Annotated in this window: 18 protein-coding genes; 4 read left to right on the top strand and 14 right to left on the bottom strand. The window is 60.9% G+C overall.

The annotated features are described in order from the left end of the window. The first annotated feature begins 52 nt into the window (after positions 1 to 52). Positions 53 to 1,003 (top strand): LysR family transcriptional regulator, encoded by a 951-nt coding sequence (locus AB4Z51_RS00090; protein WP_439033873.1) that lies wholly within the window; start codon positions 53 to 55, stop codon positions 1,001 to 1,003. 47 nt (positions 1,004 to 1,050) lie between these two features. Here AB4Z51_RS00090 and AB4Z51_RS00085 read toward each other — a convergent pair whose 3' ends face one another. From AB4Z51_RS00085 to AB4Z51_RS00075, 3 genes are all read right to left on the bottom strand, one after another. Continuing rightward, entirely contained in the window at positions 1,051 to 1,485 is a 435-nt protein-coding gene (locus tag AB4Z51_RS00085) for a cupin domain-containing protein (RefSeq protein ID WP_439033872.1), read from the bottom strand. Between the two features lie 186 nt (positions 1,486 to 1,671). Then, positions 1,672 to 2,637, bottom strand: a complete 966-nt coding sequence (locus AB4Z51_RS00080; protein WP_441496765.1) for a LysR family transcriptional regulator — start codon at positions 2,635 to 2,637, stop codon at positions 1,672 to 1,674. Between the two features lie 228 nt (positions 2,638 to 2,865). Then, a complete protein-coding gene (locus tag AB4Z51_RS00075) occupies positions 2,866 to 4,275 on the bottom strand; it encodes an amidase (RefSeq protein ID WP_441496764.1) in 1,410 nt (469 codons plus the stop codon). A 100-nt stretch (positions 4,276 to 4,375) separates the two neighbouring features. Here AB4Z51_RS00075 and AB4Z51_RS00070 point away from each other — a divergent pair, with 100 nt between their 5' ends. Next, the gene (locus AB4Z51_RS00070) at positions 4,376 to 4,936 is read left to right on the top strand and encodes a TetR/AcrR family transcriptional regulator (RefSeq protein ID WP_354180251.1); all 561 of its coding nucleotides are present in this window, start codon (positions 4,376 to 4,378) and stop codon (positions 4,934 to 4,936) included. A 95-nt stretch (positions 4,937 to 5,031) separates the two neighbouring features. On the opposite strand, the gene AB4Z51_RS00065 is transcribed toward AB4Z51_RS00070, so the two are convergent. The 11 genes from AB4Z51_RS00065 to AB4Z51_RS00015 form a co-directional block, all read right to left on the bottom strand. Next, on the bottom strand, positions 5,032 to 5,358 hold the full coding sequence (locus AB4Z51_RS00065) for a hypothetical protein (RefSeq protein WP_439033869.1): 327 nt from the start codon (positions 5,356 to 5,358) through the stop codon (positions 5,032 to 5,034). Then, positions 5,291 to 7,024, bottom strand: a complete 1,734-nt coding sequence (locus AB4Z51_RS00060) for a long-chain-fatty-acid--CoA ligase (RefSeq protein WP_439033868.1) — start codon at positions 7,022 to 7,024, stop codon at positions 5,291 to 5,293. The genes AB4Z51_RS00065 and AB4Z51_RS00060 overlap by 68 nt, the downstream gene beginning before the upstream one ends. Positions 7,025 to 7,426: 402 nt before the next feature. Beyond that, a complete protein-coding gene (locus tag AB4Z51_RS00055) occupies positions 7,427 to 8,578 on the bottom strand; it encodes an HAD family hydrolase (protein ID WP_441496763.1) in 1,152 nt (383 codons plus the stop codon). Positions 8,579 to 8,625: 47 nt separating this feature from the next. Further along, the gene (locus tag AB4Z51_RS00050) at positions 8,626 to 9,849 is read right to left on the bottom strand and encodes a cytochrome P450 (RefSeq protein ID WP_441496762.1); all 1,224 of its coding nucleotides are present in this window, start codon (positions 9,847 to 9,849) and stop codon (positions 8,626 to 8,628) included. Between the two features lie 23 nt (positions 9,850 to 9,872). Further along, a complete protein-coding gene (locus AB4Z51_RS00045; RefSeq protein ID WP_441496761.1) occupies positions 9,873 to 10,031 on the bottom strand; it encodes a hypothetical protein in 159 nt (52 codons plus the stop codon). Positions 10,032 to 10,353: 322 nt separating this feature from the next. Beyond that, positions 10,354 to 11,562 carry a multidrug effflux MFS transporter gene (locus AB4Z51_RS00040; protein WP_441496760.1) on the bottom strand — a complete coding sequence of 403 codons (1,209 nt, stop codon included), beginning with the start codon at positions 11,560 to 11,562 and terminating at the stop codon, positions 10,354 to 10,356. Positions 11,563 to 11,693: 131 nt separating this feature from the next. Next, the gene (locus AB4Z51_RS00035; protein ID WP_441496759.1) at positions 11,694 to 13,046 is read right to left on the bottom strand and encodes a nucleotide disphospho-sugar-binding domain-containing protein; all 1,353 of its coding nucleotides are present in this window, start codon (positions 13,044 to 13,046) and stop codon (positions 11,694 to 11,696) included. 170 nt (positions 13,047 to 13,216) lie between these two features. Further along, on the bottom strand, positions 13,217 to 13,543 hold the full coding sequence (locus tag AB4Z51_RS00030; protein WP_071908529.1) for a hypothetical protein: 327 nt from the start codon (positions 13,541 to 13,543) through the stop codon (positions 13,217 to 13,219). A gap of 183 nt (positions 13,544 to 13,726) precedes the next feature. Then, positions 13,727 to 14,149: a tautomerase family protein gene (locus tag AB4Z51_RS00025; protein ID WP_441496758.1), complete on the bottom strand. Its 423-nt coding sequence runs from the start codon at positions 14,147 to 14,149 to the stop codon at positions 13,727 to 13,729. A 141-nt stretch (positions 14,150 to 14,290) separates the two neighbouring features. After that, positions 14,291 to 15,151 carry an SDR family oxidoreductase gene (locus AB4Z51_RS00020; protein WP_441496757.1) on the bottom strand — a complete coding sequence of 287 codons (861 nt, stop codon included), beginning with the start codon at positions 15,149 to 15,151 and terminating at the stop codon, positions 14,291 to 14,293. Positions 15,152 to 15,308: 157 nt separating this feature from the next. Beyond that, positions 15,309 to 15,842 carry a PaaI family thioesterase gene (locus AB4Z51_RS00015; protein WP_441496756.1) on the bottom strand — a complete coding sequence of 178 codons (534 nt, stop codon included), beginning with the start codon at positions 15,840 to 15,842 and terminating at the stop codon, positions 15,309 to 15,311. A gap of 300 nt (positions 15,843 to 16,142) precedes the next feature. Here AB4Z51_RS00015 and AB4Z51_RS00010 point away from each other — a divergent pair, with 300 nt between their 5' ends. Together AB4Z51_RS00010 and AB4Z51_RS00005 are read left to right on the top strand one after the other, a co-directional pair. Continuing rightward, positions 16,143 to 17,162: a helix-turn-helix domain-containing protein gene (locus AB4Z51_RS00010; protein ID WP_441496755.1), complete on the top strand. Its 1,020-nt coding sequence runs from the start codon at positions 16,143 to 16,145 to the stop codon at positions 17,160 to 17,162. Between the two features lie 2,009 nt (positions 17,163 to 19,171). Continuing rightward, a partial coding sequence (locus AB4Z51_RS00005) for a CHAT domain-containing protein (RefSeq protein WP_441496754.1) occupies positions 19,172 to 22,241 on the top strand: 3,070 nt, incomplete at its 3' end.

The raw sequence follows: 22,241 nt of genomic DNA, 5'->3' as shown, positions 1-22,241 counted from the left end.
AACAAAACCATTAGGATGTCMGCAATCCAATCATTTGTGACGTGAATTCAACATGGCCCGCTTCGACACCAACCGCTCCGCCGAGATGGAGGTTTTCGTCCGCGTCGTCGATCTCGGCGGATTCACCCAGGCCGCGCGAAAACTGCGCCTGACCCCGTCGGGCGTCAGCAAGCTGATCTCGCGGCTGGAGACGCGCCTCGGCTCACGGCTGATCAACCGCACCACGCGCAAGCTGACACTGACGGAGGAGGGCCAGGCCTTCTACCAGCGCGCCGTCCGCATTCTCGGAGAGATGGAAGAGGCCGAGCGCGAGGCGGCTTCAGGCGCCGCGCCGCGCGGCCGCCTCACGGTCAACTGCAACATCCCTTTCGGCATGCTGCACGTCCTACCGCTGATTCCCCGCTTCCTGGAACGGCATCCCGAGGTCACACTCGACCTCGTGCTGACCGATACGCTGATCGACCTGATGCAGGAACGGGCCGATATTGCCATCCGCGTCGGGCCCCTGAAAGCTTCACGTCTGGTCGCGCGAAAGCTCGGCACCAGCCGCATGGTCGTCGTCGGCACCCCAAACTATCTGGCGCGCTTCGGCACGCCGAAGATTCCGGCGGATCTCACCGAGCACCGCGGCATCGGCTGGACCTTTCCGCGCATCCGCGGCGGCTGGCCATTCCGGCGCGGCGACCGCACCGAGGAAGCCATGCCGCCACCGGCCGCCCGCGCCAGCGACGGCGAAATCGCCCGCCGCCTCGCCCTCGGCGGCGTCGGCCTCGCCCGCCTCGCCCTCTTCCACATCGGCCCCGACATCGAATCGGGCCGCCTCGTCCCGGTGCTGCAAGGCTACAATCCCGGCGACCGCGAAGACATCCACGCCGTCTATGTCGGCCACACCGCGCCCCTGCCCGCGCGCGTGCGCGCGTTCATCGATTTTCTCGCCGAGCATGTGCGGGTGAGCGACCCCGCGCTGAAGCGCGCGGGGGACGGGAGGTGGAGGGTGGCCTAGGGACGTCGAAATCGCGGCGATGCGCGCGTTCGGTGCTGCCCATCGTGTCATGGGAGCGGACCAACAATCCGTTGGCCGTTGCGCGCTGCGATCGTCGGCAGCATGTCCATGTGCTGCTCGCGCGGCTCGGGGATCCTGTGCAGATCGCGGAAGAATTCCTCGTGACGACGCGGCGTGGAGACGAGGATGTGTCTCGCGTCGGCCGGCCCCTCATTGGTGAAGCCGTGAACAACTCCTCTCGGCACGAGAATCCGCGAACCGGGTCCAGCGACCTCGGTCTGGTCTCCCACGAGGTATTTCACCTCGCCCTCCAGGAGGACAAACAGCTTGTCCTCCTCCTCGGAGATGTGGGCGGGTGCGCCGAAGCCCGGCTTGATGGTCATGTCCAGCACCGTGAACGGGCTTTCCTGCGGATTGATAATTTTCGTCGTGAGACCGGCAAATTCGGTCGTTTCGAACTTCGTCGTGATGACGCTCTGCATTGGCCAAGGCTCCATTGACTTCGGAGCTCCATAGATTGCATGCGGGAGGGCTGCGGATTAGTCCCCTTCCGCAAGCCACAGCGGCTGTAGTTCTGGCCAATTGGCATCGGAGTTTCCCGAAGACCAGTTCTGCTGCCCGAACGGTCCACCTCAAACTGTCGGCATGAACAACGACAACAACGGAGATCACCGCCCCGCAGCTGCAAGGTGTCGCTCGAACACACGGGTAAAATCCGCGACCTTGGCGCTTAGATCGGCCCGCGACGGATATGTGAGATGCAGGCGGATCGTCCCGGAGAACTGCTCTGGCAAAACCGGCACGACGAGCCCCGATGCGTATTCCACTCTGCAGAGGGCTTCCGGAAGCAGACCAATCCCCTGGTGATCCAGCACAAGCTCACGAGCAAGAGCGAAGGAGTCGACCGCGACATGAAAGGCGGGCCACGTCGCCCCGCCCGGCAAGGAGCGGGATAGAAGGCGCAGCAATTCACGCCTCGATGGCCCGATCAAGGTCGACGCGTCGCGAATATCGACGGGGATCCCGTGACTGCTCACATAGTCTGCGCTCGCATAAAGACCAAACTTCATGTCGATTGCGCCCTTGATCAGGGCTTCCTGAGGWTTGGCCGCTCCGATGCGGAGCGCAATATCAATATCCTGGGAGATGAGATCGAGCACGTCGTTCGTGAGCGACACCTCAAAGCGCACATTGGGGTGTTCGTTTCTGAAATCCCCGATCGCGGCTGCCACGATCCTGACCRGAAAGTCGGCCGGCAGCGTGATGCGGATTTCGCCGGCATATGGGTCGTCAGCACCGCTTACCCCCCGGAGCGCGTTGACAAGCAGGGCAAGCGCGCCAGCCGAACGCTGGTAGAGTTCTCGTCCTGCGGCCGTGAGGGCAAAAGCGCGCGTGGACCTCTTGAAGAGCCGCGCACCGAGCGCCGCCTCCAGGCTGCGGATGCGCAAGCTGACGGACGACCTCGGCGTGTTGGTTTCGCGGGCTGCCGCCGCAAATCCGCCGGCGCGCACGACAGCGACGAATGTCTGCAGGGAATTCAAGTCGATCGGCTGCGCGTCGGTGTGAGCGAGACTTGAATGTTCATTCTGATCATCCTTCTCGGCCTCTTCGAGAGCGCTGCTGTGTGCCTTCATGACGTCCTGCTTCCGGTGATGGTCCGGCGCGCGCGGGAACTTCATAAGGGAAGGGAGCGGCAACCGATAGCGAACCTATGGGCGGGAACAATGACCGGAGCGCACCAGGATTTGCGACGCAATTGAACGTGACCGTCGGTTGATTGAGCAAGCCGCGATATCGTCAGCTCATCCTTCATGGTGGATGCTCTCAGGGGAGAGGGCGGGATGAATCCCGCCCTTTCATCGTCAGATAGTCGGATGAAGGTTGCGGACCGGGCTCACCTCCTCGAGGAGCGAGGCGATCTTGAGCACCGTCGATTCCGCCAGCCAGGAGGAGACGATTTGCACGCCGATCGGAAGACCGTCATGGCTCGTTCCAAACCGCATTGATAGAGCGGGCATTCCCGTCAAGCTGAACGGTGATGTGGCGCTCATGACGTGAAAGGGTGAAACCGTCACACCATCGACCACGAGGTCGTTGAGACCATGCTTGGTCGCCGGGAACGGGGTCACCGGACATAGCAGCACATCGTACCGCTGGAAGTATTCGGCGAAGCTGTCGCGAAGGCGCTCTATGGCCTGCTCGGCGGCGACGAAATCGGCGATCGGCGTATCGGGTGCATCAAGGACCAGTTTGGCGTGCCTGAAGATCTCGGCCTCATGGCCGGCGGTGACCTTCTCGAACTCGCTCCGGGATTCCATCTGCTGGAGCTGCCAGAGGACGCTGTTGGCATCGGTCTGCTCCACCACCGGCAACCGGACCTGTTCGACGTGGTAGCCGGCAATGCGCAGCGCATGTGCCGCTGCCTTCACGGTCGCGACCACTTCCGGATCGATGGGTCCGAAGAAGCCCGGAGAGGCCATCCAGCCCACGCGAAGCTCACGGGTCGATTTCGTACCTAGCCCTGTATCGAGGCTGGGCGAGCTGACCGAGAAGCCGTCGGCGCCGTCGGGTCCTGCCATCAAGGAATAAGCGAGCGCCACATCGCGAACCGAACGTGCCATCGGACCGATATGCCAGAAGCGACGTGGCACCCGGGGCCAGTGGCCTGTCATCGGCATTCGACCGTGAGTGGCCTTGAATCCGACGACACCGGTATGCGCTGCCGGGCCGCGCAAAGAGATCGAGAGATCGCTGCCCACACCGAGTGGCGACATGCCCGCCGCGATGGCAGCGGATTCACCGCCGCTCGATCCGCCCGGCGTGTAGTCGAGGTTCCAAGGGTTGTTGGTTTGGCCCGTCAGGAGATTGTCGGTTTCGATCGAATAGGAAAATTCGGGCGGGTTCGTCTTTGCGATGAGAATGGCGCCGGCGGCCTTCAGCCTGGCCACGACGGTGGCATCAATATCAGGCACGCGCCCCCTGAAAATCGGCGAACCGCGCTGTGTCAGCACACCCGCCGTGTCGATTCCGTCCTTGACCGTGAACGGAACGCCATGGAGAGGGCCGAGCTGGGCGCCCGACATCACCGCCGCTTCGGCCGTCCTGGCGCCTTCGATCGCGCCGTCGGCCAGCGTCACGATCGCGTTCAGCCTGGGATTGACCGCCGCGATGCGGTCGAGATGCGCCCGCATGACCTCGACGGGCGAAAGCTCCCGTTGGGCAATGAGCTGGGAGATGCGGGTGGCGTCCATTCTAACGATGTCATCAGTCATATCGATCCTACCTGTCATTTGGTAGGCTGGACATGTCCCTCGCATTTACGGACTTCAATCCCTACCTGCCATTTGGTAGGGACACGTTGAGGTGATCACGATGAGCGAAAATGCGAGGGAAGCAATCCTGGCCGCGGCGCGCAGGACAGCGCAGGCCCACGGCTATGGCGGGTTGAACTTCCGCGACATCGGGGCTGAAGTCGGCATCAAGGCTGCGAGCATCTATCATCACTTCCCCGGCAAGGCCGAGCTGGGTGCGGCGGTGGCGAGACGCTACTGGGAGGATACGGCGGCGAACCTCGAAGCTCTTTCAAAAGCGAACGGAGATCCAAGAAAGGCGCTCCGCGCCTATCCGGGACTTTTTCGTCGATCGCTCGAGCAGGACAATCGCATGTGCCTCTGTAGCTTCATGGCAGCCGAATATGATGATCTGCCGGACGCCGTCAAAACCGAGGTGCAGGCTTTCGCCGATGTCAACGTGGCATGGCTGACCAGGATGCTCGCTGCGGCTTCAATTCCCGCCAGCAAGCGTGAAGCAAAAGCGCGCGCGATCTACGCGGCCGTTGCCGGCGCGCAGCTGATGGCGCGGAGCCGCGCCGACCTGAAATTGTTCGATGCGCTGATCGAAAGCTATCGGGGATCGGGCTTGATCCCGACTTGAAAGCCGATCCTGCCTGCGCCGCCCAAACGGCTGGTGGAGATGAATCGTGGACATCTTTGGCTTCTTCACGTCGGCGCTTGCGTGCCAATTGACAGTCAATTGGAGAACGTGCTCGCCCTGCGGACGAGCAGTTCATCGCCCTTTCGGCTGACTTCGAGCGCGGGGGCCTGGTATGGCGTTGAGACAACGACGCGCTGACCGGGCGCCARTACTGTCACAAAGCGGATCGGCGTTCCCGCTTCACCCTGTGCAAGAGTCGTGACGACGCGGAATCCATCGGGCTCGACCGTGTAGTAGGCGACGCCGGATACATCGCCGAGATTGATGCGCAGGCCCTCGATCGGCCGCAGGCCGTTAGCGTGTGCGGCCCCGAGTGAGGCGAAGGTGACGGCGGCTGCGAGAAGCGAGCTGCGGACTGACATAGGAACCTCCGTTGGCTTCGGCGGCGGGCGGGTTGCCCGTCTGGCTGATCGCGGCGGAATCGCGGTTTCCGTAAAGCTCGCGCAATTTGGTCTTCAGGACTTTTCCGGTCGCCCCGTGCGGAAGCTCGTCGACGAACAGAACATCGTCCGGCATCCACCACTTCGCGATCTTGCCCTCGTAAAAGGTCAGGAGATCTTGCGCCTCGAGCCTCGATCCCTGGCGCCGGACCGCAAGCACGAGCGGGCGTTCGTCCCATTTTGGATGCGCAATACCAATCACCGCCGCTTCGACGATTTCGGGGTGGGCCATCGCCAGGTTTTCGAGCTCGATAGACGATATCCATTCGCCTCCGGACTTGATGACGTCCTTCGAGCGATCCGTAACCTGCATATAACCGTCGCTGTCGATCGTGACGACATCACCCGTGAAAAACCAACCATCGGCACGCTCGCTTTCCGGCATCTTGTAATACGTGCGGGCAATCCAGGGCCCCCGAACCACGAGGTCGCCAACTGCCTTGCCATCGTGGGGGAGTTTTCTGTTGTTGCCATCGCGAATGCCGATCTCGACCCCGAAAAGCGCACGTCCTTGTTTGACCTGGCGAGACCGCCGTTCAGCTCTCGACGAGGTCGTGTGCTTGCGCAGTGGCTTCGAGATCGTCGCGAGCGGGCTGGTTTCCGTCATGCCCCAGCCATGCAGAACTTCTACTCCGTATCCGTCCTGCAGCGTTTCCATCAGGGAGGCCGGACATGCCGTGCCACCGATCAGCGCGCGATTGAGCGTCGTCGGCTTCACGCCGGCGCTTTGCAGGTATCGAACATAGCCCAGCCAGACCGTCGGCACGCCGCCGGCGAAAGTCACCCCGTGGTCCTCGAACAACCTGTGCAGGCTCTCACCGTCGACGTTTTGTCCGGCCATCACCAGCTTCGAACCCGTCGCCGTTGCACAATACGGCATTCCCCAAGACATTGCGTGGAACATCGGCGAGACAAGCGCGACCGTGTCATCCAGAGAAATGCGACAAGCGTCTGGGAGCGCTGCGGCGCAGGAATGCAGCACGGCGCTGCGATGGCTATACAGCACACCCTTTGGGTTTCCTGTCGTTCCCGACGTATAGCACAGTCCGCATGCCGTGTTCTCGTCGAACTCGGGCCATGCATAAGCTTCCGAGCACCCGGAGAGAAATCCTTCATAGGATGGGAAGCCTTTGGCTCCCACGATCTTTGCGTCGCCCGCCTCGCCCAGATATATCCACGCTTCAACAGTCGGACATTGCGGCATTAAAGAGTGTACGAGATCGATAAAAGCCAGATCGAAGAATACAACCACATCTTCGGCATGGTTGATGATGTATATGACCTGGTCCACGAACAGCCTTGGATTGATCGTGTGGCAAACGGCTCCCATTCCGGAAATGCCGAAGTATAGCTCCAGATGCCGATAGCTATTCCAGGCTAAGGTCGCCACGCGATCGCCTGGCTTAATGCCGATCGAATCCAATGCATTTGCGAGCCGAGAGCTGCGCTCGAGAAGGCCGCTGTAGCTCGTGATGTGATCGGGCCTGTCGGGAGTTCGGGAGACGATCTCGACATCGGGAAAGGAGCGCGCCGCGTGCATGAGAATGGACGACAGGAGCAACGGAGTTTGCATCATTAAGCCAAGCATGGCGAATGTTCCCTCGGTTTCAACGCTTTCACTTCAGCCGCAAGCGACTGTTCGTGCGGGCAGGAGATGGTCCGCACGGGTATCCATTTGGCGAGAGGTCTTCATCAGCCAGGACGACTCGCCCGCCCTCTCGCCCTTGGGTGCCCGGTCCCCGAACACGCGCCTTCGCGCGAGACCTGAGAAGGATGGCGAGCTTGAAGTGAACGACTAGCAGCCTGATCGCAAAGGACGTGACGAGCCATATGACTGACAGGGGCATTTGTCTTCCAAACACGATTTAGATTCGATGCTGTGAATGAAGCTAAGACTCTGGAAGCTGGATGTCGTGAGCCGCCGGCGCCCTTTCACCGGTACTGGCACGCACCGCTCACTGCCACATCGCGCCGCCAACTCGGTCATCAGCTATTGGAACGAGAAGATATTCTTCCAGTCGTTCTTCATGCTGATGATGGTCCAGTTTTTCTTCCTGGCCTCAGCGTAGAGCGCGGGGGTGAAGGAACCGATCTTGGTATAGGGCAGCCCCTGCGCCGGACCATAAGCGTACTCACGTATTCCATCGTCGTGCAGTACAAGCATCGATAGTCGCGCGCCCTCCCCGGCACCCGTATATTCCAGCATCTGCTGGTCTCCAGTCGAGTTGCCAAATGAAGCGTTCGGACGCCGACCAATCATCAAGTGAATTCCCTCCGGTTTCCCGGCAGCGCTGTCATACAGCATGAGCCTGGGTTCACTAATGAGGACCGGCTTGCCGTCCTTGTCATAATCATATTTGACGGCAAGCGCCGACCCGACCACCTGCTCCGGCGGGATGCCGTAGACCTGCTGTGAATACAGGCGCACAAAATCCTGACCGAAGCCTGTGACAATGTAGGTCTTAAAGCCATTCGCCCGCAGGTAGGTCATCACCTCCAGCATCGGTTGGTAGACGAGTTCGGTATAGGGCCGCTTCCAGCGTGGGTCCTTCGCGGAGGCAAGCCATTTCTTTCCTTCTGCCTCGAACTCGTCAGTTGTTATGCCGGCGAGCGTGGCAAGGACGATCCTTTCGAGGTCTCGCATCGAAAGCCCGGCTATCGCTTCCCGGTTTCCCGAGAGCACCGTCTTGAATGGCTCAACGTCCCTTAGCGCCGGCTCTTGCGCGGCCAATACCGGGACCCGGTCGAGGCAATACACCATTTGGCTATAAATCGGCTGCTCCACCCAAAGCGTGCCATCCTGATCAAAAGTGGCAATGCGTTCCTCGGGAGGCACGAACTTCGGACTTGCCCGGTCTGTCGTGTCTCGGACGAAGTCGAGGATCGCCTGTTTGGCGGACCCCTCATTCCACGATGGCAATGGGCCGCTCGAAACGGTCAGGGCCGACGCGGAGACGGATAAGGGCGGCGCGGATAGGGCTGGAAGCAACGCCAACGTCGTGAGCAGGGTGCGACGGTCGATGCCGGAGCGCAGAATAGTTCTTTCATGGTCGGCTATTCCTAGTTCAAATAAATCGGGTGTGAGCATGTTCGGCGAAATGCGACGGTCCGCACTGCTGCTGATGGGGCTCGCAAGCGCCATCAGGTCGGCCGTGGGGGACAAAGGGTCATGGTGACTGGAACGCAGTGCTAGTCCGCGCGCACCCAAAGCGCTTCTAATCCATTGAAGTTCAGCATCGTCCGGCGCTCCAAGGGGTGCTCGGCACTCAGGCGGAGCATCGGGAACCGCTCGAAAAGCATCGAAAGGGCGATCTGTGCCTCGGCCCGGGCCAATGGCGCGCCAAGACAGAAATGGGCGCCGCCGCCAAATGAGATGTGACGCTTATCCGGCCGTTCGATGTCAAACCGCTTTGGGTCGGGATGCGCCTCTGAGTCGTGGTTCGCTGCGTAGAGCACGGCATTGATCGTTTGCCCCGCCGCGACCGGGCACCCGTCGATCTGCATCGCTTCGGTTGCGATCCGAGTGCCTTGCACGACTGGCGTGTCATAGCGCAACACTTCCTCGACGGCGCTACGAACCAGGTTCGGATTAGCGAGCAGTTTGCTGAGTTCACCGGGATGCTGCAGCAGGGCTAGTACGGCGTTACCGATAAGATCGGTCGTCGTCACGTTGCCCGCAAAGAGCAAACTATGGCAAACGTTTGTGATCTCCGCTTCGTCGAGCTGCTCTCCGTCCTCTTCGGCGTCGATCAGGCTGCTGATCAGATCGGCCCGTCGTTCTTTACGACGCTTTTGGATCACCTCAGTGAAGTAACCGGTGAGAGCAGCATTGCAGGATGCCAGGATGGCCTCCTGCTCCGGCGTGCGTTGCGGGTTGAACATCTGTAGTTTGCCGTCAGACCACTGCTTGAAGTCGTCGCAGCGGGCGGTATCGACGCCCAACATCAGCGCGATGGCTATCGTCGGCAACGGTCGGGCATAAGCGTCCATAATATCGAAGCAGGATGGATCGTCGATGTCGTCCAGCAAGCCGCATGCGACCTCGGTGATACGCGGGCGCATCGCATCGACCGCGACCTGGTTGAACGCCTTGACGACCAGGGAGCGCAGGCGCTTATGGTCCGGGTCATCCATATGCAGTATGAGCGGCCGAAATGTCTCATCCACCTTCAGTTGCACCCGAGAGAACGAACCCGGGCGGGATTTCCGTGGATCGGAGGCCAGATCGCGATTATTCATGACGGCATCGACATCGACCGCACGGGTCAGCACCACCCGATCGAACATCCGGTCCTGGTGCACCGGCTCGCGCGACCTCAGCATATCGAGATATTCGTCTGGCCGCTCCCGAAAGACGGGATCCAAGTGGGTCAGGGAAATTCCCGTTGGCACCGCAGTCTCGTCGTTACTCATGGATCTCGTCCTTTCGCTAGGGTTTAGTTCCGATCGGCCTGGAACGAGCGAAGCCTCCGCGCATGGCAGTCATCGTCGCCTAAGGTGATCGACGCCATCGGGCTTTCCATCAGAAAGCCGCTGTCCGGGCCGGCGCGCGTCGAGGGCACCAACACCCAGCTTTTGAGCTTGGAAACTTGCATTCTTTGTCTCCGATCTCTGCAACCGTGACTGCCAGATCGGACTCTATGCGGCTGGACCTCAGGTGTCGTGAAGCGATCGCGCCCAATCGTCCGTACTAGCGCGCACCGCCTGGCGAGCCGTGCCGCGGTACTGAGGCTGATCAGACCGAACGGTATCGTTCAGGTTCTAAGTCGGGAAATTCGATGAAGACCATCCTCGTGTTTGCGAAATACCTCGCACCGCGGTGGAGAGCCTTGTTCGGAAGGTTTTAGTGGACTTGCTGCGCATGCCCTGGGCGCAGCCTAAACTTGAGGGATATTCGCGCCCAGCGCGGGCATGACGCTAACTTGCGAAAACGCGACGCTCGGCGCGACGGGCAATCAGCAGATAAGAGGCCAGCGCCAGAAGCGAACACGGCGTCATGACCGCGGCCATCGATAGCGCTGATCGTCCGTCGTAAAGACACGCAACGAGCCCGCTTGAGACGGCGCCTGCCATCATCTGAATGCTTCCGGACACGGCGCCTACCGCGCCGGCGATCTGCGGCAACGGATGCATCGTCGCGCTCATGGCGTTCGGTATGCTCAATCCGAAGGCAACGGCAACAGCGACCAGAAGTGAAACAACAAGGGGTAGCGATACCCAGCCGACAAGTGTCGTGGCGAGGAATAGCCCTGACGCCGCAGCAGAGACCGTCAAGCCCATCATCAGCACATGAGCTGGTGAGAAATTCCAAGCGGCGAGCCGCCGATCGAGGAAAGCCCCGGCCATGACCGATCCGGAACATGCACTGAAAATCAGGCCATACTGATTAGGCCGTAGCCCCATGCTGTTGATGAAGAACAGGGAGGACCCGGTGACATAAGCCATAACGGTCCCGCCGGCGGCTGCACCGACCAGAATGTATGCGAAGGAGATCGGATGCGTCAGGACTTGAAGATAGCTGCGGCCAATGATTGATGGTGCAAGGCGATTGGTCTGATCGATCTTTGCACTTTCGGCAAAGCCGGTGACCAATGCGATCAACAAAGCCAGACCCATCACGAACTGAATCGTGTAAATCAGGCGCCAGCTGCCCAGGCCCAGTAGAGCCGCGCCAGCGGTCGGTGCGATCAATGTGACTACATTTATGGCAATGACGACGTTGGCCATCTTCGCACGCGCATTATCCCCCTCGAACAGGTCGCGGATGATTGCAAACGTCAACGTCGTACTGGCCGCGCCGCAGCCTTGGCTGAAGCGGCACACCAGCAGCACCGGCAATGATTGGGCGAGCGCGCAAGCGAGACTGCCGACGACAAAGAGCGTGACGCCGAATACCACGACGGGCCTACGACCGTACCGATCGGATACCGGCCCATAGACAAGCGGCGCCGTCGCCAGACTGAGCATGAAAACACTCATCGTAAAGCCGACATCCGCGGGCGGCGCGCCGAGAGCGGCGCCAGTGGCCGCCAGTGCCGGTAAGCTCATATCAATGCCCGAATACGGAACTGAGGCAAGAAGGCCCAGCAACAGCGTGAAGGCAAACGATGCGGGTTGAATACGCATGGGTTGAATATCCGATACGTTCCTGGTCCCGCGCATCGTCAGATGCGGCGCGTGTCCGCGGAGATATCGATCGCCTCCCAGACGAAGGACGGAAGAATCAGCCTTCCATCCTTCCCGGGAGCGGAAGCAAGTCACCGATTGGCGGCGACACGTCGACCTTGCTTAGCGACCGTGGTGCCGCCCGGGTCGCTTATCTCATTGGACCCTTGCGCGACTTGGTTGATGATCCGCAGGACCTCGGAACGAGTGTCAATCGCCTTGAACTCGTCGGCCATAGCTGAGGCACCTGAACGATAGTCCGGTTTGTCGAGCACGACGCGCACGGCCTCGCGCAACGCTTGTGGTGTCGGATTGTTGGTCGCAAGATTGATTCCGACACCGGACCATGCCACATGCACGTTCACGTCCGCCTTGTCTTCCGTCAACCCTGCGGTCACAAGCGGAATTCCAAAGCTCATCGCCTGGTTGACACTCCCATATCCACCGTTRGTGACGAGCACGTCGACCTTGGGCAGAAGCCACTCGAACGGCAGATAGCTGGCGAGACGCGCATTGCCGGGAATTGGGCCAGGAATGTCGCCGACCGCGCGACCGCCCGCTGTGGCGACCACAAGCAAGTCAGGTTCGTTCGCGAGTCCCGCAAGCGCCGGCGCGATCAGAAGGTCGAAATCGTGGTTTGCCACCGTACCCTGCGTCACAAGCACGACCTTGCGCGAGCCGTCCAGTTCGTGCGCCCACGCCGGAAGCGGGACCTGATTGGGTATAATCGGAGGGGTGCCGACAAAAGTCACAGAGGAAGGGATATCGCGTGGAAATTCAAAACGCGGTACCGTCAACTGCATATAGGCATCTGCAAGCTCTACGACCGATTCGAAGAGAGGCTTGGACACCGATCCAACGCCCAGGTCCTTCAGGTACCGATTGACGCAAAGGCCGAGAGGCCCGTCGACGATCTTGTCGTGTTCTCGCGCGAAGGCAGCATATTCGTCGAGGTGTGCTCGGGTGGCCGCGGGCGGCAAACCCGCAAAAGCCGGCGCTCTGTCCTCGCGTTGCCAGTGCAAGACGGATGTGCCGCAAAGAACAATAGGCAAGCGTTTCGATCGCGGTCCTACCAGCATGGGTAGGACACCAAAAAACATATCGTCGCCAATAATGATGTCGGCAGGGAATTCCCGCAAGACCTTGTGCACCCCGCTATACTGAGCGGGAATGGTATCGACGAAGAAGCGCTCGACTAATGTGCGCAACCATTGTGGCCCGGGCGGTACGCCCTTCATCTCGTCGGACGTGATGACATCCTGCGCAGTCAGATCCGCCTCTTCGGGGAGCGGATAGAATTTTGCTTCGAACCGTTCGACACGACTACGCAGGGAGGTCCCCGTCAAAAAGGCAAGTTCGTGGCCCTCCGCGATCAAGATACGGCCGATCGCCAGTAGCGGATTGAGATGGCCGGTCCCGGGGGTCGAGACGACGAGAATCTTCATATGATCGTCTCGTCCGATTGTCGACATAGCGATCTCCTTTGGGTTGCGACGCAAGACCTGTAAAGCGTCGAGGCTGAAGAGCACTGCGGCGGGCCGGCCGGGCGGTATTGCGTCCACCCGGCCCCTTTCCGCATTGGAATCATCGTGAGAAGGCGCCAATTCGCCGGAAATTAGTTCGAGACCGATTTCACTTTGCGGACGAGCACGCTGTCGCCGTTCCGGCTGATTTCGAGCGCATCTGCCTGGTACGGTGTTGAGAACGCCACACGCTGACCCGGTGCAAGAACACACTCAACACGGATCGGCGTTCCCGCCATGCCCTGTGCGAGGGTCGTGACAACATGGAATCCGTCGCGCCCGACGGTGTAGTAGGCGACACCGGACACTTCGCCGAGGTCGATGCTCATACCATCAATCGGACGCAGGCTAGCGGCGTGGGCGGCCTCCAGAGAGGCCAAGGCGAATGCTGCGGCTACAAACATGCTACGGATCGGCATAGCGATCTCCTTTGGGTTGCGACATAAAACCTGTAAAGCGTCGAGGCTGAAGAACGCTGCGACGAGCCGGCCGGGCGGTATTACATCCGCCCGCGCCTTTCGGCATTTAGGCGTTCGCGCAGCCGAAGCTTGGCGGATTGATAACCATCGCCGCGATCGGCTCGCTGAAGGCTGCGCCCACACTCAGCTATATGCTGACGGGCGGTCCTCTTTGACCCAGTGCTTTTCAGCCTCGGAATCTGGGTCAGGCGGCTTCATTCCTTGGATGGTCCAGAAATCGATTGGCGTTTCGTCAATGTGGACCTCCCAGCGATAACCCCGCTCGCGTGCGAAGGCATTGAGTGTAGTGTTGACGCGCTCCAGCCACCACGCTCGCCGCTCGGGAGCAGTTGCGCGAGCAAACTGATCAATCCAAATCCTGACAAAATCGTTCGTTGCCTTTCCGCCGACAAGGAACGAGTTCCTTGGCAATTCGTGAAAGACAACGCTTGCATAGAACCGAGGCAGGCCGACATCCGCGTAGAGGTCCGTGATACGCGTCGCAAGCGCGCGCTTGTCCTCGGCTGAGTACGCATTCTCCGGACAGTAAATATGCCACAGAGGCATTTGAGTTCTCCTTGTTAGGCTTTGGCGATATTCGTCCTGGCCTCTTCATTCTTTCGAGGGCCTATTCCGGGCAGGGCGCGCCCGCCAGCGTGCTGCCGAGTGAGGACGGGTCGACGGCAGGCGCCGACCCGGAACGCTCCATCACGCGAGTTCTTCGAGATGCCCGAGGCCCAGACCGTCGACGACGGCCTTCTGGACGGGCGCGATGTCGGCATCGATCTTGTCAGCACCAAACGACGTGCCCACCACCGTCCGAGCGGCGCGACTGCCCTTCGCCTGGCCGACGAGCTTGGCGACGGCCTCGGCAATGTCGTGAGGCTTCGGAGCGTCCGTTCCCTGCAGCATTGACGTGAAGGTCTTGTAGATGGCGTCGGGAATCTGGCCGACCTCGCCGTAGGACTTCGTGATGTCGCCGTCGGCAGGCCTCTGGATGCTCGAGTACAGGCTTGTCGGGTAGGCGCCAGGCTGAACTTCCACCACGTCTACGCCGAGTTGGGAGACCTCCAGCCGAATGCTGTCGGTCAAAGCTTCGATCGCCATCTTGCTCGCGCCGTAGATGCCGACGAAGGGGAACGTCACCCGGCCGAGGACCGAACCCATGTTGATAATGAGGCCTTCGCGCTCCCGACGCATCGAAGGCAGTACTGCCGGCGTAACGCGGAGGAGCCCGATGACGTTGGTGTCGAAGATCGCCTTCGCCTGATTCGCCGTGAAGGCTTCGGTCACGCCGACCGACGCAATGCCGGCGTTGTTGACCAGCACGTTGATCTTGCCGGCCTCGGCGAGGATAGAAGCAATGGCGCGATCGACCGAGCCGTCATCGGTAACGTCGAGTTCCACGACGCCTATTTTCTGGCTTCGCAGCGCGTCGGCGTGGCTGCGATTGCGGCTGGCGATGTCGCGCATCGCGGCGAACACGCGATAGCCGTCGCGCGCCAGCCTTTCCGCGGTTTCGCGGCCGAAGCCGCTCGATGTGCCGGTGATGAGAATAGTCCTGGTCATGGTTTGCCTCCGGTGGTGAGGGTTGCGGGTCAATGCGAGATGATCAGCCGGTATGGCTGGTCAGGAACTGGCGGGGTACCGCGACCGGGATGTCCGAGAACGAGCTTGAACAGACGTCGGGAGCGGTGGGTTGGGGTGATGAAGCCTTGGATGCGAGTCAGAAGGCGAATTCCAGGCTGGMGTGTGCAACCAACGTTCCCGTAGACGCAAACGAAACGCGGGTTTCCGTGAAGGCCGACGCTTTGCCAAAGCGCAATACTTCTGCTCTTACATGATAGTCATCGTTGACGGCTGGACGCAGGAAGTGAGTGTGCTGATACATGGTGCCTTTGGTGATACGCCCCGTCGTGCCCACAGACAGTGATGCAACCGAGTCAATGGCCGCCATAATTGCCTGGCCACATACCGCACAGCTTGACAATTTGAGCGCATCATTTTGTGGAAGCATCGCGGACACGATGCCCGGGCAGACCTTGAACTCACGAAGGCCGAGCATTTTCACCCAAGGCGCGAAAACATATTCGTACAACTCAAGAACGGTGGCATCCGTCACGGGCAAACAATGAAGCGGAACCGGAATTCCAAGCCGCCCAACTCCCAAGGCAGGATCGGACTCGTTTTGCGTTGCCTGCTCGGTCACAAGAGCCCGGTTTCCCGTTAGCGTCATTGTATTCTGAACTTCTGCAATCATTGTTGCCTCCGATTCTCGTCAAAGCGTGACTACCAGGATCGGAATCTAGGCGGCTGGACCTCAGGTGTCGTGAGACGATCGCGCCCAATCGTCCGTACTGGCGCGCACCGCCTGGCGCGCCTCGCGGCGATGCTGACACGATCTCGGGGGCGTGATTTGGCGTGACGCAGAGTTGAGCGGGACTCGTCCCGGGCCACGCTAGCTTGATCAACGTCTGCCCGTGGTTTTCGGCGCAGGCCATTACAAACCGTGCGATTAGGCTTGCCAAGACTCGTTTTACCAAGACCCGTGGAGGTGATGATGCGCCCGAACGACGATTTTCTCAGCGCTCCAGAATTGGACTATGACGGTTTCCGATCTGCAATGCGCGAGGATTGGGGATGGTTTACTCCTGCTCGCGAAACCAACATCTTCGCCAGCAAGGTGCGCACGCGGCGCGTCTTCGGATTCGCTGCAGTGGATCTCACCTGCAGCGCTACCCGCCTTGAGCGGACAGAACTGGATATTCGCCGTGACAACATGGAGTACTATTTCGTCACAGTTCAGGATACCGGCGAATCGATCATCATTCACAACGACCGAGTCGTAAATATCACTGCCGGCGATGTCGTCCTGCTCGATTCCACAAAACCCGTGACATTCATCTCACGGGCCCAAGACAGCGCGCGATGGCTTGGTGTGCAAGTGCCACRCCAGAAGCTGGCGTCGCATCTCGGCTTCGAACCGCAAGGTGGCGTGTGCGGTCCTCGGCAGGCGCAAGCGTCACGTCTGCTCTGTCAACTCGCTCTTGACCCGATCAGCGATGCAGAGCCGGCGTTCGCGTCGACTGACCAATTTATGCATCTGGTGGTCTACGATCTCCTCGGCGCACTGTTTGCACCTCCCGCCCCGCTTGGCTCGCGTCACAACGACAAGCTGTTCATGCGCGTCTGCGGCATCATAAAGGACCGCTTTGCCGATCCGGACATCTCTCCGCGGGAGGTGGCTGCCGAGGCGGGAATTTCGCTGCGCTATTTGCAGAAGCTGTTCACGGTCCGTGGGTCGACATGCGGTCACCACATATGTTCGGCCCGTCTGGATCATGCGGCGCGTCTGATCGAACGCCGCGCGTTGATGAAGACAGGTCAGCCTCTCAGCGATATTGCCTACGCCTGCGGCTTTCGCGACTACACGCATTTTGCGCGCGGCTTCCGCCGGCGTTTCGGCACCGCGCCGGGCGCCGTCGGAGCAGGCGCCACCGGTAACGACAGCGCACGGGTCCGCGCTGGATGCACGCCGCATTCGCTTCGGAGCCAGCCTCAGTCCCCGGACGACCCGTAAACTCAGCATATAGCTGCTCAACACCGACCCGCGATTGCAGGCTCGAGTTCTGCCGGCGCTCTCCGAAATGGTGACCACTGCTATCGTGCAGATGTCCGATTTACTCGCCCCAATATCCAGATCTACGACGCACACGTAGTCGAGCTGTAACAATGGGTTTTTGCGCGGTATCTCGTTGGTGTGAAGGGTGCAGAAACAAAGGCAAGCGCAGTTAAGCTCGGCTCTCGACCGAATTCAGAAAGGATCTCGCTTTCCAACCCCTGTCGCGCCCAGAAGCAATCCGGGGGTCGACCGTCGAAAACAGAGATCTACCTCACATTTCGATAGGAGCTGGCGGAGGGAGAGAATCTAGAAAGAAACTTGCTCAAATGCTGCGTCTCAGGCGCCCTCGGTCGGGCGAGAGGACCTATCTCCGAAAAGGAAAAGGCGCCGGCATGCGCACTGTGGTCAGCCCCTCTTTTCTTTAGTCTGATCTCGACGAGGTGACGCATCGCGTCTTTAGGTTTTCCACTTGTGAACTAGCCGTTCGTGCGTCGGTTGGCAGCTTAGGGAGGTACGGCCGATAGTGGGCCCCGATCGCGACGGCACACTGGAGTAGTCGGCAAACCGAACCCGCGCGCCGTGCATCACGCTTCGATCGCCGTGGAGTAACGACTCGAATGCCAGCGTGCACGTTCTCGGCATCAAATGGCCGCGAGATTGGATGTGACGCGGCTTGGGACACATTCTTCTGTTGCGGCACCAGCGCGAGCAGCAGCGAGATTAGTAGCGCCAGAAATACGATGCCTTCCCGCCCGCGCGCATTGGCCGCGATGATCGAAAACCAATATAGAAAAAATATGCAAACATGCTTGTTGTCCCAGCTCGAAGACTGGGAAGTCGGCGCTCGAGTCCAAGAGGCCTAGGGTACCTCTAAAGTGGGGTCGAGATAATCCCGCTGACCAATCGCCGGGCTTGCCCACCTAGTATACGCGTAAGGCATGTCCGTTGTCCCGTTCGGAGAAAGCCGAAACCCTTGCGCTGGGGATCTACTGCCGTTGCACTTGCTGCGATCCTGCTTGGCGCGGGCATGTCTGGACCTCGCCGAGCTCGCCGATCGCGATCTTCGCCGTCGACGGCGACACTGTGCGGCACCAAGGCCAAGTCTATCGGCTCCTCGGCTTTGATGCGCCGGAGCGCGGCGACAAGGCGCGATGCGAGGAGGAGCGGCAGCGGACCGAGGCCGCAACTAACCGGCTGCGTCAGCTGATCGCCAGTGGCGATGCCCGCCTGCAGCGGTTCGCGTGCGCGCGCCGGCCCGGTGAAGAGGGGACCTCGCGCTGCAATTACGGCAGGCTGTGGCGCGCTGACTGTCGGCGGTCGCGACGTCGGCCAGATACTGATCGGAGAGGGCCTGGCGCGCCCTTACGTCTGTAGCGGCACGCGATGTCCGCCTCGACAGCGCTGGTGCTGAGCGTTTTGATAATGCGCGCAACTTTTGACCTCGTTCCACTCTCCTGCGCGATCCAAAACATCCCGCCGACCGCACCCCATGCAGAGTGTCGCCGTTGTGAGTGAAATGCAGGTAGGCCGATGCTGGCGAGCTTCCGCCCCAAAACTACTTCGATCTCGACAAACGTTAGCCGGACGCGATCTGCGGCGGCGATGGAAGTCGGTCGACAGTCTCTGACGTGTCGGGAAGAGCCAGTTGCTCCGCGATGGATTGCCTCGGCATCCCCAATGGCAGCCTCGAGCTGCGGGTCGCCCAGAGCATTCGATCCCGCGAGCCCAAAATCCGCCGCCCATGCCAGAACCAGCGCGACCAACGTCCGGACAACCTGTCGCAGCCTCGGGAACTCGCTCCCGCCGCCGCTAACCCTTCTGGGCATATCCCGGCCCAGATGAATGGCGCTTGTTCTCCCAACCCATAAGGATAGAATTATCTCGTTGGATCAAGTCATTTTGCCCAAAGGTGTTTCAAGATGAGCTTAGACGCCACGAGTCCGTCTGAAATCCATCTGAATATTAGCTTGGCGCGGAAGCTGCTGACACTTGCAATCCTGCTCGGATCGACCGCTCCAGCCGCCGCCCTGACCAAGGAGGCGGCGATCGAGAACTGCCGGATGACGATTGGCAGACCGATCGTACAGGCCTGCATGCGCGCCGGCGGTGGACCAGCGGGCGGCGCCAATCTCGAGGCCTGCCGCGCCAAGGCCACGCCTCAGGTCAGGGCCTGTGTGATGGCGGCCCTCAACGCCGCCAACGGCCGCGCCAACGTCGCTGTTGAGCTTCCGAAGGAAGCCGCGCCGAAGCTCGACCCAGGTACGGCCTTGCCGAAGGATTTCGTCGCGCCGCCGCGCACCATTTCCGACATCGCCGCGATCCTCGATGGCGAAAGGCCCGACGAGAAAATGCTCACGGACCTGAAGTCGGACGCCGATGCGACGCCGACAGGAAAGGAGTCGCGCCAGGGTCTTGCGCAATTCTATTTCGACCGTGCCAACGCGCGCGCGCAGCTCGGCAGGTTGTCCCAAGCCGTTGCCGACGCCGACAAGGCCGTCGAGGTCGGCCGCGGCGCTGTCAGCCCCGCCATGATGGGGCGGATGATGCAGCTCCAGTCGCTGCAATATGCCGCCGCAGGCGATCCTAAGCGTGCGCTGGAGATCAGCCAGAAGATCCTGCGCGAGGCGAATGCGCCCGGCGCCAAGGGCTACGTCTTCAACGCTAACCGCTCTGTTGCAGCGATCCTGATTCAGATGGGCGATATTGCGCAGGCCGAGACCTATATGCGCCGCAGCTTGACTGCCATTCAGGAGGCAAGGACCAGCGGCATTCCAGCTTGGCGCGCCGCCTATGCCCGCTTCGGGCAGAGCTGGGAGGGCGAAATCGAGATCACCCGTGGCATGATCTTCGAGGCGCGTGGCCAGTTCGCGGAAGCGGAGGCCGCCTATCGCACCGCGGAGATCCGTAGGCGTGCCGGCATCAAAGCCGTGTTGGAGTCTGACAATCCGCCCGCGGAGACCGTTATGCTCCAGGCAGTCGACAACTTGGTGCTAAATCAGGCGCGCATGAAGGCAAGGCAGGGCCGACTAGCCGAGGCCGAGGTCGACGCCCGCCGGGCACTGCTTGCGCGTCTGAAGGACACCGGCAAGTACAATCCGGTCACGCCACGCTACGTGGGTGGGCTGGCCAGCATTCTGGTTGACCAGGGCCGCTACGATGAAGCCGAGAAGCTAGGCCGTGTCGCTCTCGAGATCAACAAGACGGTGGGGATCCCGGACGACTCCCAAGTGACCGTGCAATTGCTCTCGCAACTCGCGGGCATCCTGAACCTGCAGCGCAAGAACGTTGAGGCAAACGAGATGTTTGCCGGGATCGACAAGGCGATCGCCAATTGGGAGCCGCAGCGCCGCCAGGTATTCGAGCTCAATCCGGCGCGCATCATGTCGCTCTACGGTTCAGGGCAGTTGGACGCAGGCATCGCTGCTGCCGAGCAATTGGTGAAGAAGCAGATCGGCCGCGTCGGCGAGAACCATTTTGACACCGCTTCGGCGCGCGGCACGCTGGCGGTCGGTTTGATGCGGGCACGGCGCGATGCCGACGCGATCCGTGAATTCAAGGCGGCCATCCCGGTGCTGATGGCGAGCGCCAACGAAAATGCGGATGACGAGAACACGAGTGTGGTGGCGGCGCGCAGCCAGCGGCTGCAAGCGATCGTCGAGAGCTATCTGCTATTGCTCGGGCGGGCTGACGGAACCGCCAGTATCGGCGAAGAAACCTTTGGTCTTGCCGACGCCGTTCGCGGCCGGTCGGTGCAGCAGGCGCTTGCGGCGTCCAGCGCTCGCGCGGCGGCAAAGGATTCTGCGCTGGCCGAGCTCGTGCGCAAAGAGCAGGATCTGACCAAGCAAGTCAACGCCCAATTGGGCACGCTCAATAACGTGCTGGCACTCCCCTCGGCGGAACGTGATGAGAGGGGCGTTCGGCAGATTCAGGCTTCGATCGTGGCTTTGCGTGGGGAGCGCGACAAGGCACGACAAGAGATCAAGCAGAAGTTTCCAACGTACGCCGATCTCGTCTCGCCCAAGCCCCCAAGCGTCGCCGAGATCCGCGCGACGCTTGGCGACAATGAGGCGATGCTGTCCTTCTATTTCGGTCAGAACGGCAGCTTCGTCTGGTCCGTGCCGAAGTCCGGCCCGGTGGCGTTCGCAGCTATCAAGGCGAGGATCGGCGACATCGAAACGAAGATTCGCAAACTGCGCGAGGCCCTCGAGCCTCAGGCCGCGATGATCTCCGATATTCCGGCCTTTGACCTCAAGCTCGGCTACGAATTGTATGAGCTGCTGCTCAAGCCGGTTGAAAGCGGGTGGAAGCCAGCGAAGAACCTCATTGTTGTTACCAACGGCGCACTGGGCCTGTTGCCGCTGTCCTTGCTGCCGACGGCGCCCGCACAGGTAGCTGAGGACGAGGATCCGCTGTTCATCGGCTACCGCAATGTTCCATGGCTGGCGCGAACCCATGCCGTGTCGACAGTCCCGTCGGCGGCGGCCCTGCGCACGCTGCGCCAGCTGCCGCCGGGCAAGCCCGGCCGTGGCGACCTCGTGGCGTTCGGCGATCCTTACTTTAACAAGGATCAGCAGGCCGAGGCGGAAGACGGTGGGGCCAAGGTTCAGGTCGCCGACGCAAGCGGAAGCGTCATGCGCGGCGGGCCGCTAAAGCGGCGCAACAGTCCGAAGCTAGAGGGGGTCGATAGCGCGGAACTCGGTCTGCTGCCCCGGCTTCCAGACACCGCCGACGAGTTGAAATCGATCGCAGTGGCCTTGCAGGCGGATCCCTCAAAAGTGTTGTTTCTCGGCGAGAGGGCGACCGAGAGCACCGTCAAGACGATGAATCTTTCCGGCTTCAAAATCCTGGCCTTTGCCACTCACGGTCTCGTCCCGGGCGAGCTCAACGGATTGACGCAGCCGGCGCTCGCCTTATCGTCACCAACGGTGACGGGCGAAGGCGGCGACGGCCTCCTGACCATGGAGGAGATTCTCAACCTCAAGCTCGATGCCGACTGGGTCATCTTGTCGGCCTGTAACACGGGTACAGGTGCAGGTG

Origin of the sequence: Bradyrhizobium sp. 2TAF36, assembly GCF_052114925.1 — a bacterium.
GTDB classification, from domain to species: Bacteria; Pseudomonadota; Alphaproteobacteria; order Rhizobiales; family Xanthobacteraceae; genus Bradyrhizobium; species Bradyrhizobium barranii.
The sequence above is the reverse complement of the archived record's forward strand: the minus strand, read 5'-3'. Positions and strand labels throughout refer to the sequence as shown.

What these genes read in the sequence shown, in the direction of transcription:
- AB4Z51_RS00060 (WP_439033868.1), bottom strand. Translation starts at nt 7,024, where the DNA reads ATGCTTGGCTTAATGATGCAAACTCCGTTGCTCCTGTCGTCCATTCTC.
- AB4Z51_RS00025 (WP_441496758.1), bottom strand. Translation starts at nt 14,149, where the DNA reads ATGCCTCTGTGGCATATTTACTGTCCGGAGAATGCGTACTCAGCCGAG.
- AB4Z51_RS00075 (WP_441496764.1), bottom strand. Translation starts at nt 4,275, where the DNA reads ATGACTGATGACATCGTTAGAATGGACGCCACCCGCATCTCCCAGCTC.
- AB4Z51_RS00030 (WP_071908529.1), bottom strand. Translation starts at nt 13,543, where the DNA reads ATGCCGATCCGTAGCATGTTTGTAGCCGCAGCATTCGCCTTGGCCTCT.
- AB4Z51_RS00045 (WP_441496761.1), bottom strand. Translation starts at nt 10,031, where the DNA reads ATGCAAGTTTCCAAGCTCAAAAGCTGGGTGTTGGTGCCCTCGACGCGC.
- AB4Z51_RS00085 (WP_439033872.1), bottom strand. Translation starts at nt 1,485, where the DNA reads ATGCAGAGCGTCATCACGACGAAGTTCGAAACGACCGAATTTGCCGGT.
- AB4Z51_RS00040 (WP_441496760.1), bottom strand. Translation starts at nt 11,562, where the DNA reads ATGCGTATTCAACCCGCATCGTTTGCCTTCACGCTGTTGCTGGGCCTT.
- AB4Z51_RS00055 (WP_441496763.1), bottom strand. Translation starts at nt 8,578, where the DNA reads ATGGCGCTTGCGAGCCCCATCAGCAGCAGTGCGGACCGTCGCATTTCG.
- AB4Z51_RS00050 (WP_441496762.1), bottom strand. Translation starts at nt 9,849, where the DNA reads ATGAGTAACGACGAGACTGCGGTGCCAACGGGAATTTCCCTGACCCAC.
- AB4Z51_RS00090 (WP_439033873.1), top strand. Translation starts at nt 53, where the DNA reads ATGGCCCGCTTCGACACCAACCGCTCCGCCGAGATGGAGGTTTTCGTC.
- AB4Z51_RS00070 (WP_354180251.1), top strand. Translation starts at nt 4,376, where the DNA reads ATGAGCGAAAATGCGAGGGAAGCAATCCTGGCCGCGGCGCGCAGGACA.
- AB4Z51_RS00020 (WP_441496757.1), bottom strand. Translation starts at nt 15,151, where the DNA reads ATGACCAGGACTATTCTCATCACCGGCACATCGAGCGGCTTCGGCCGC.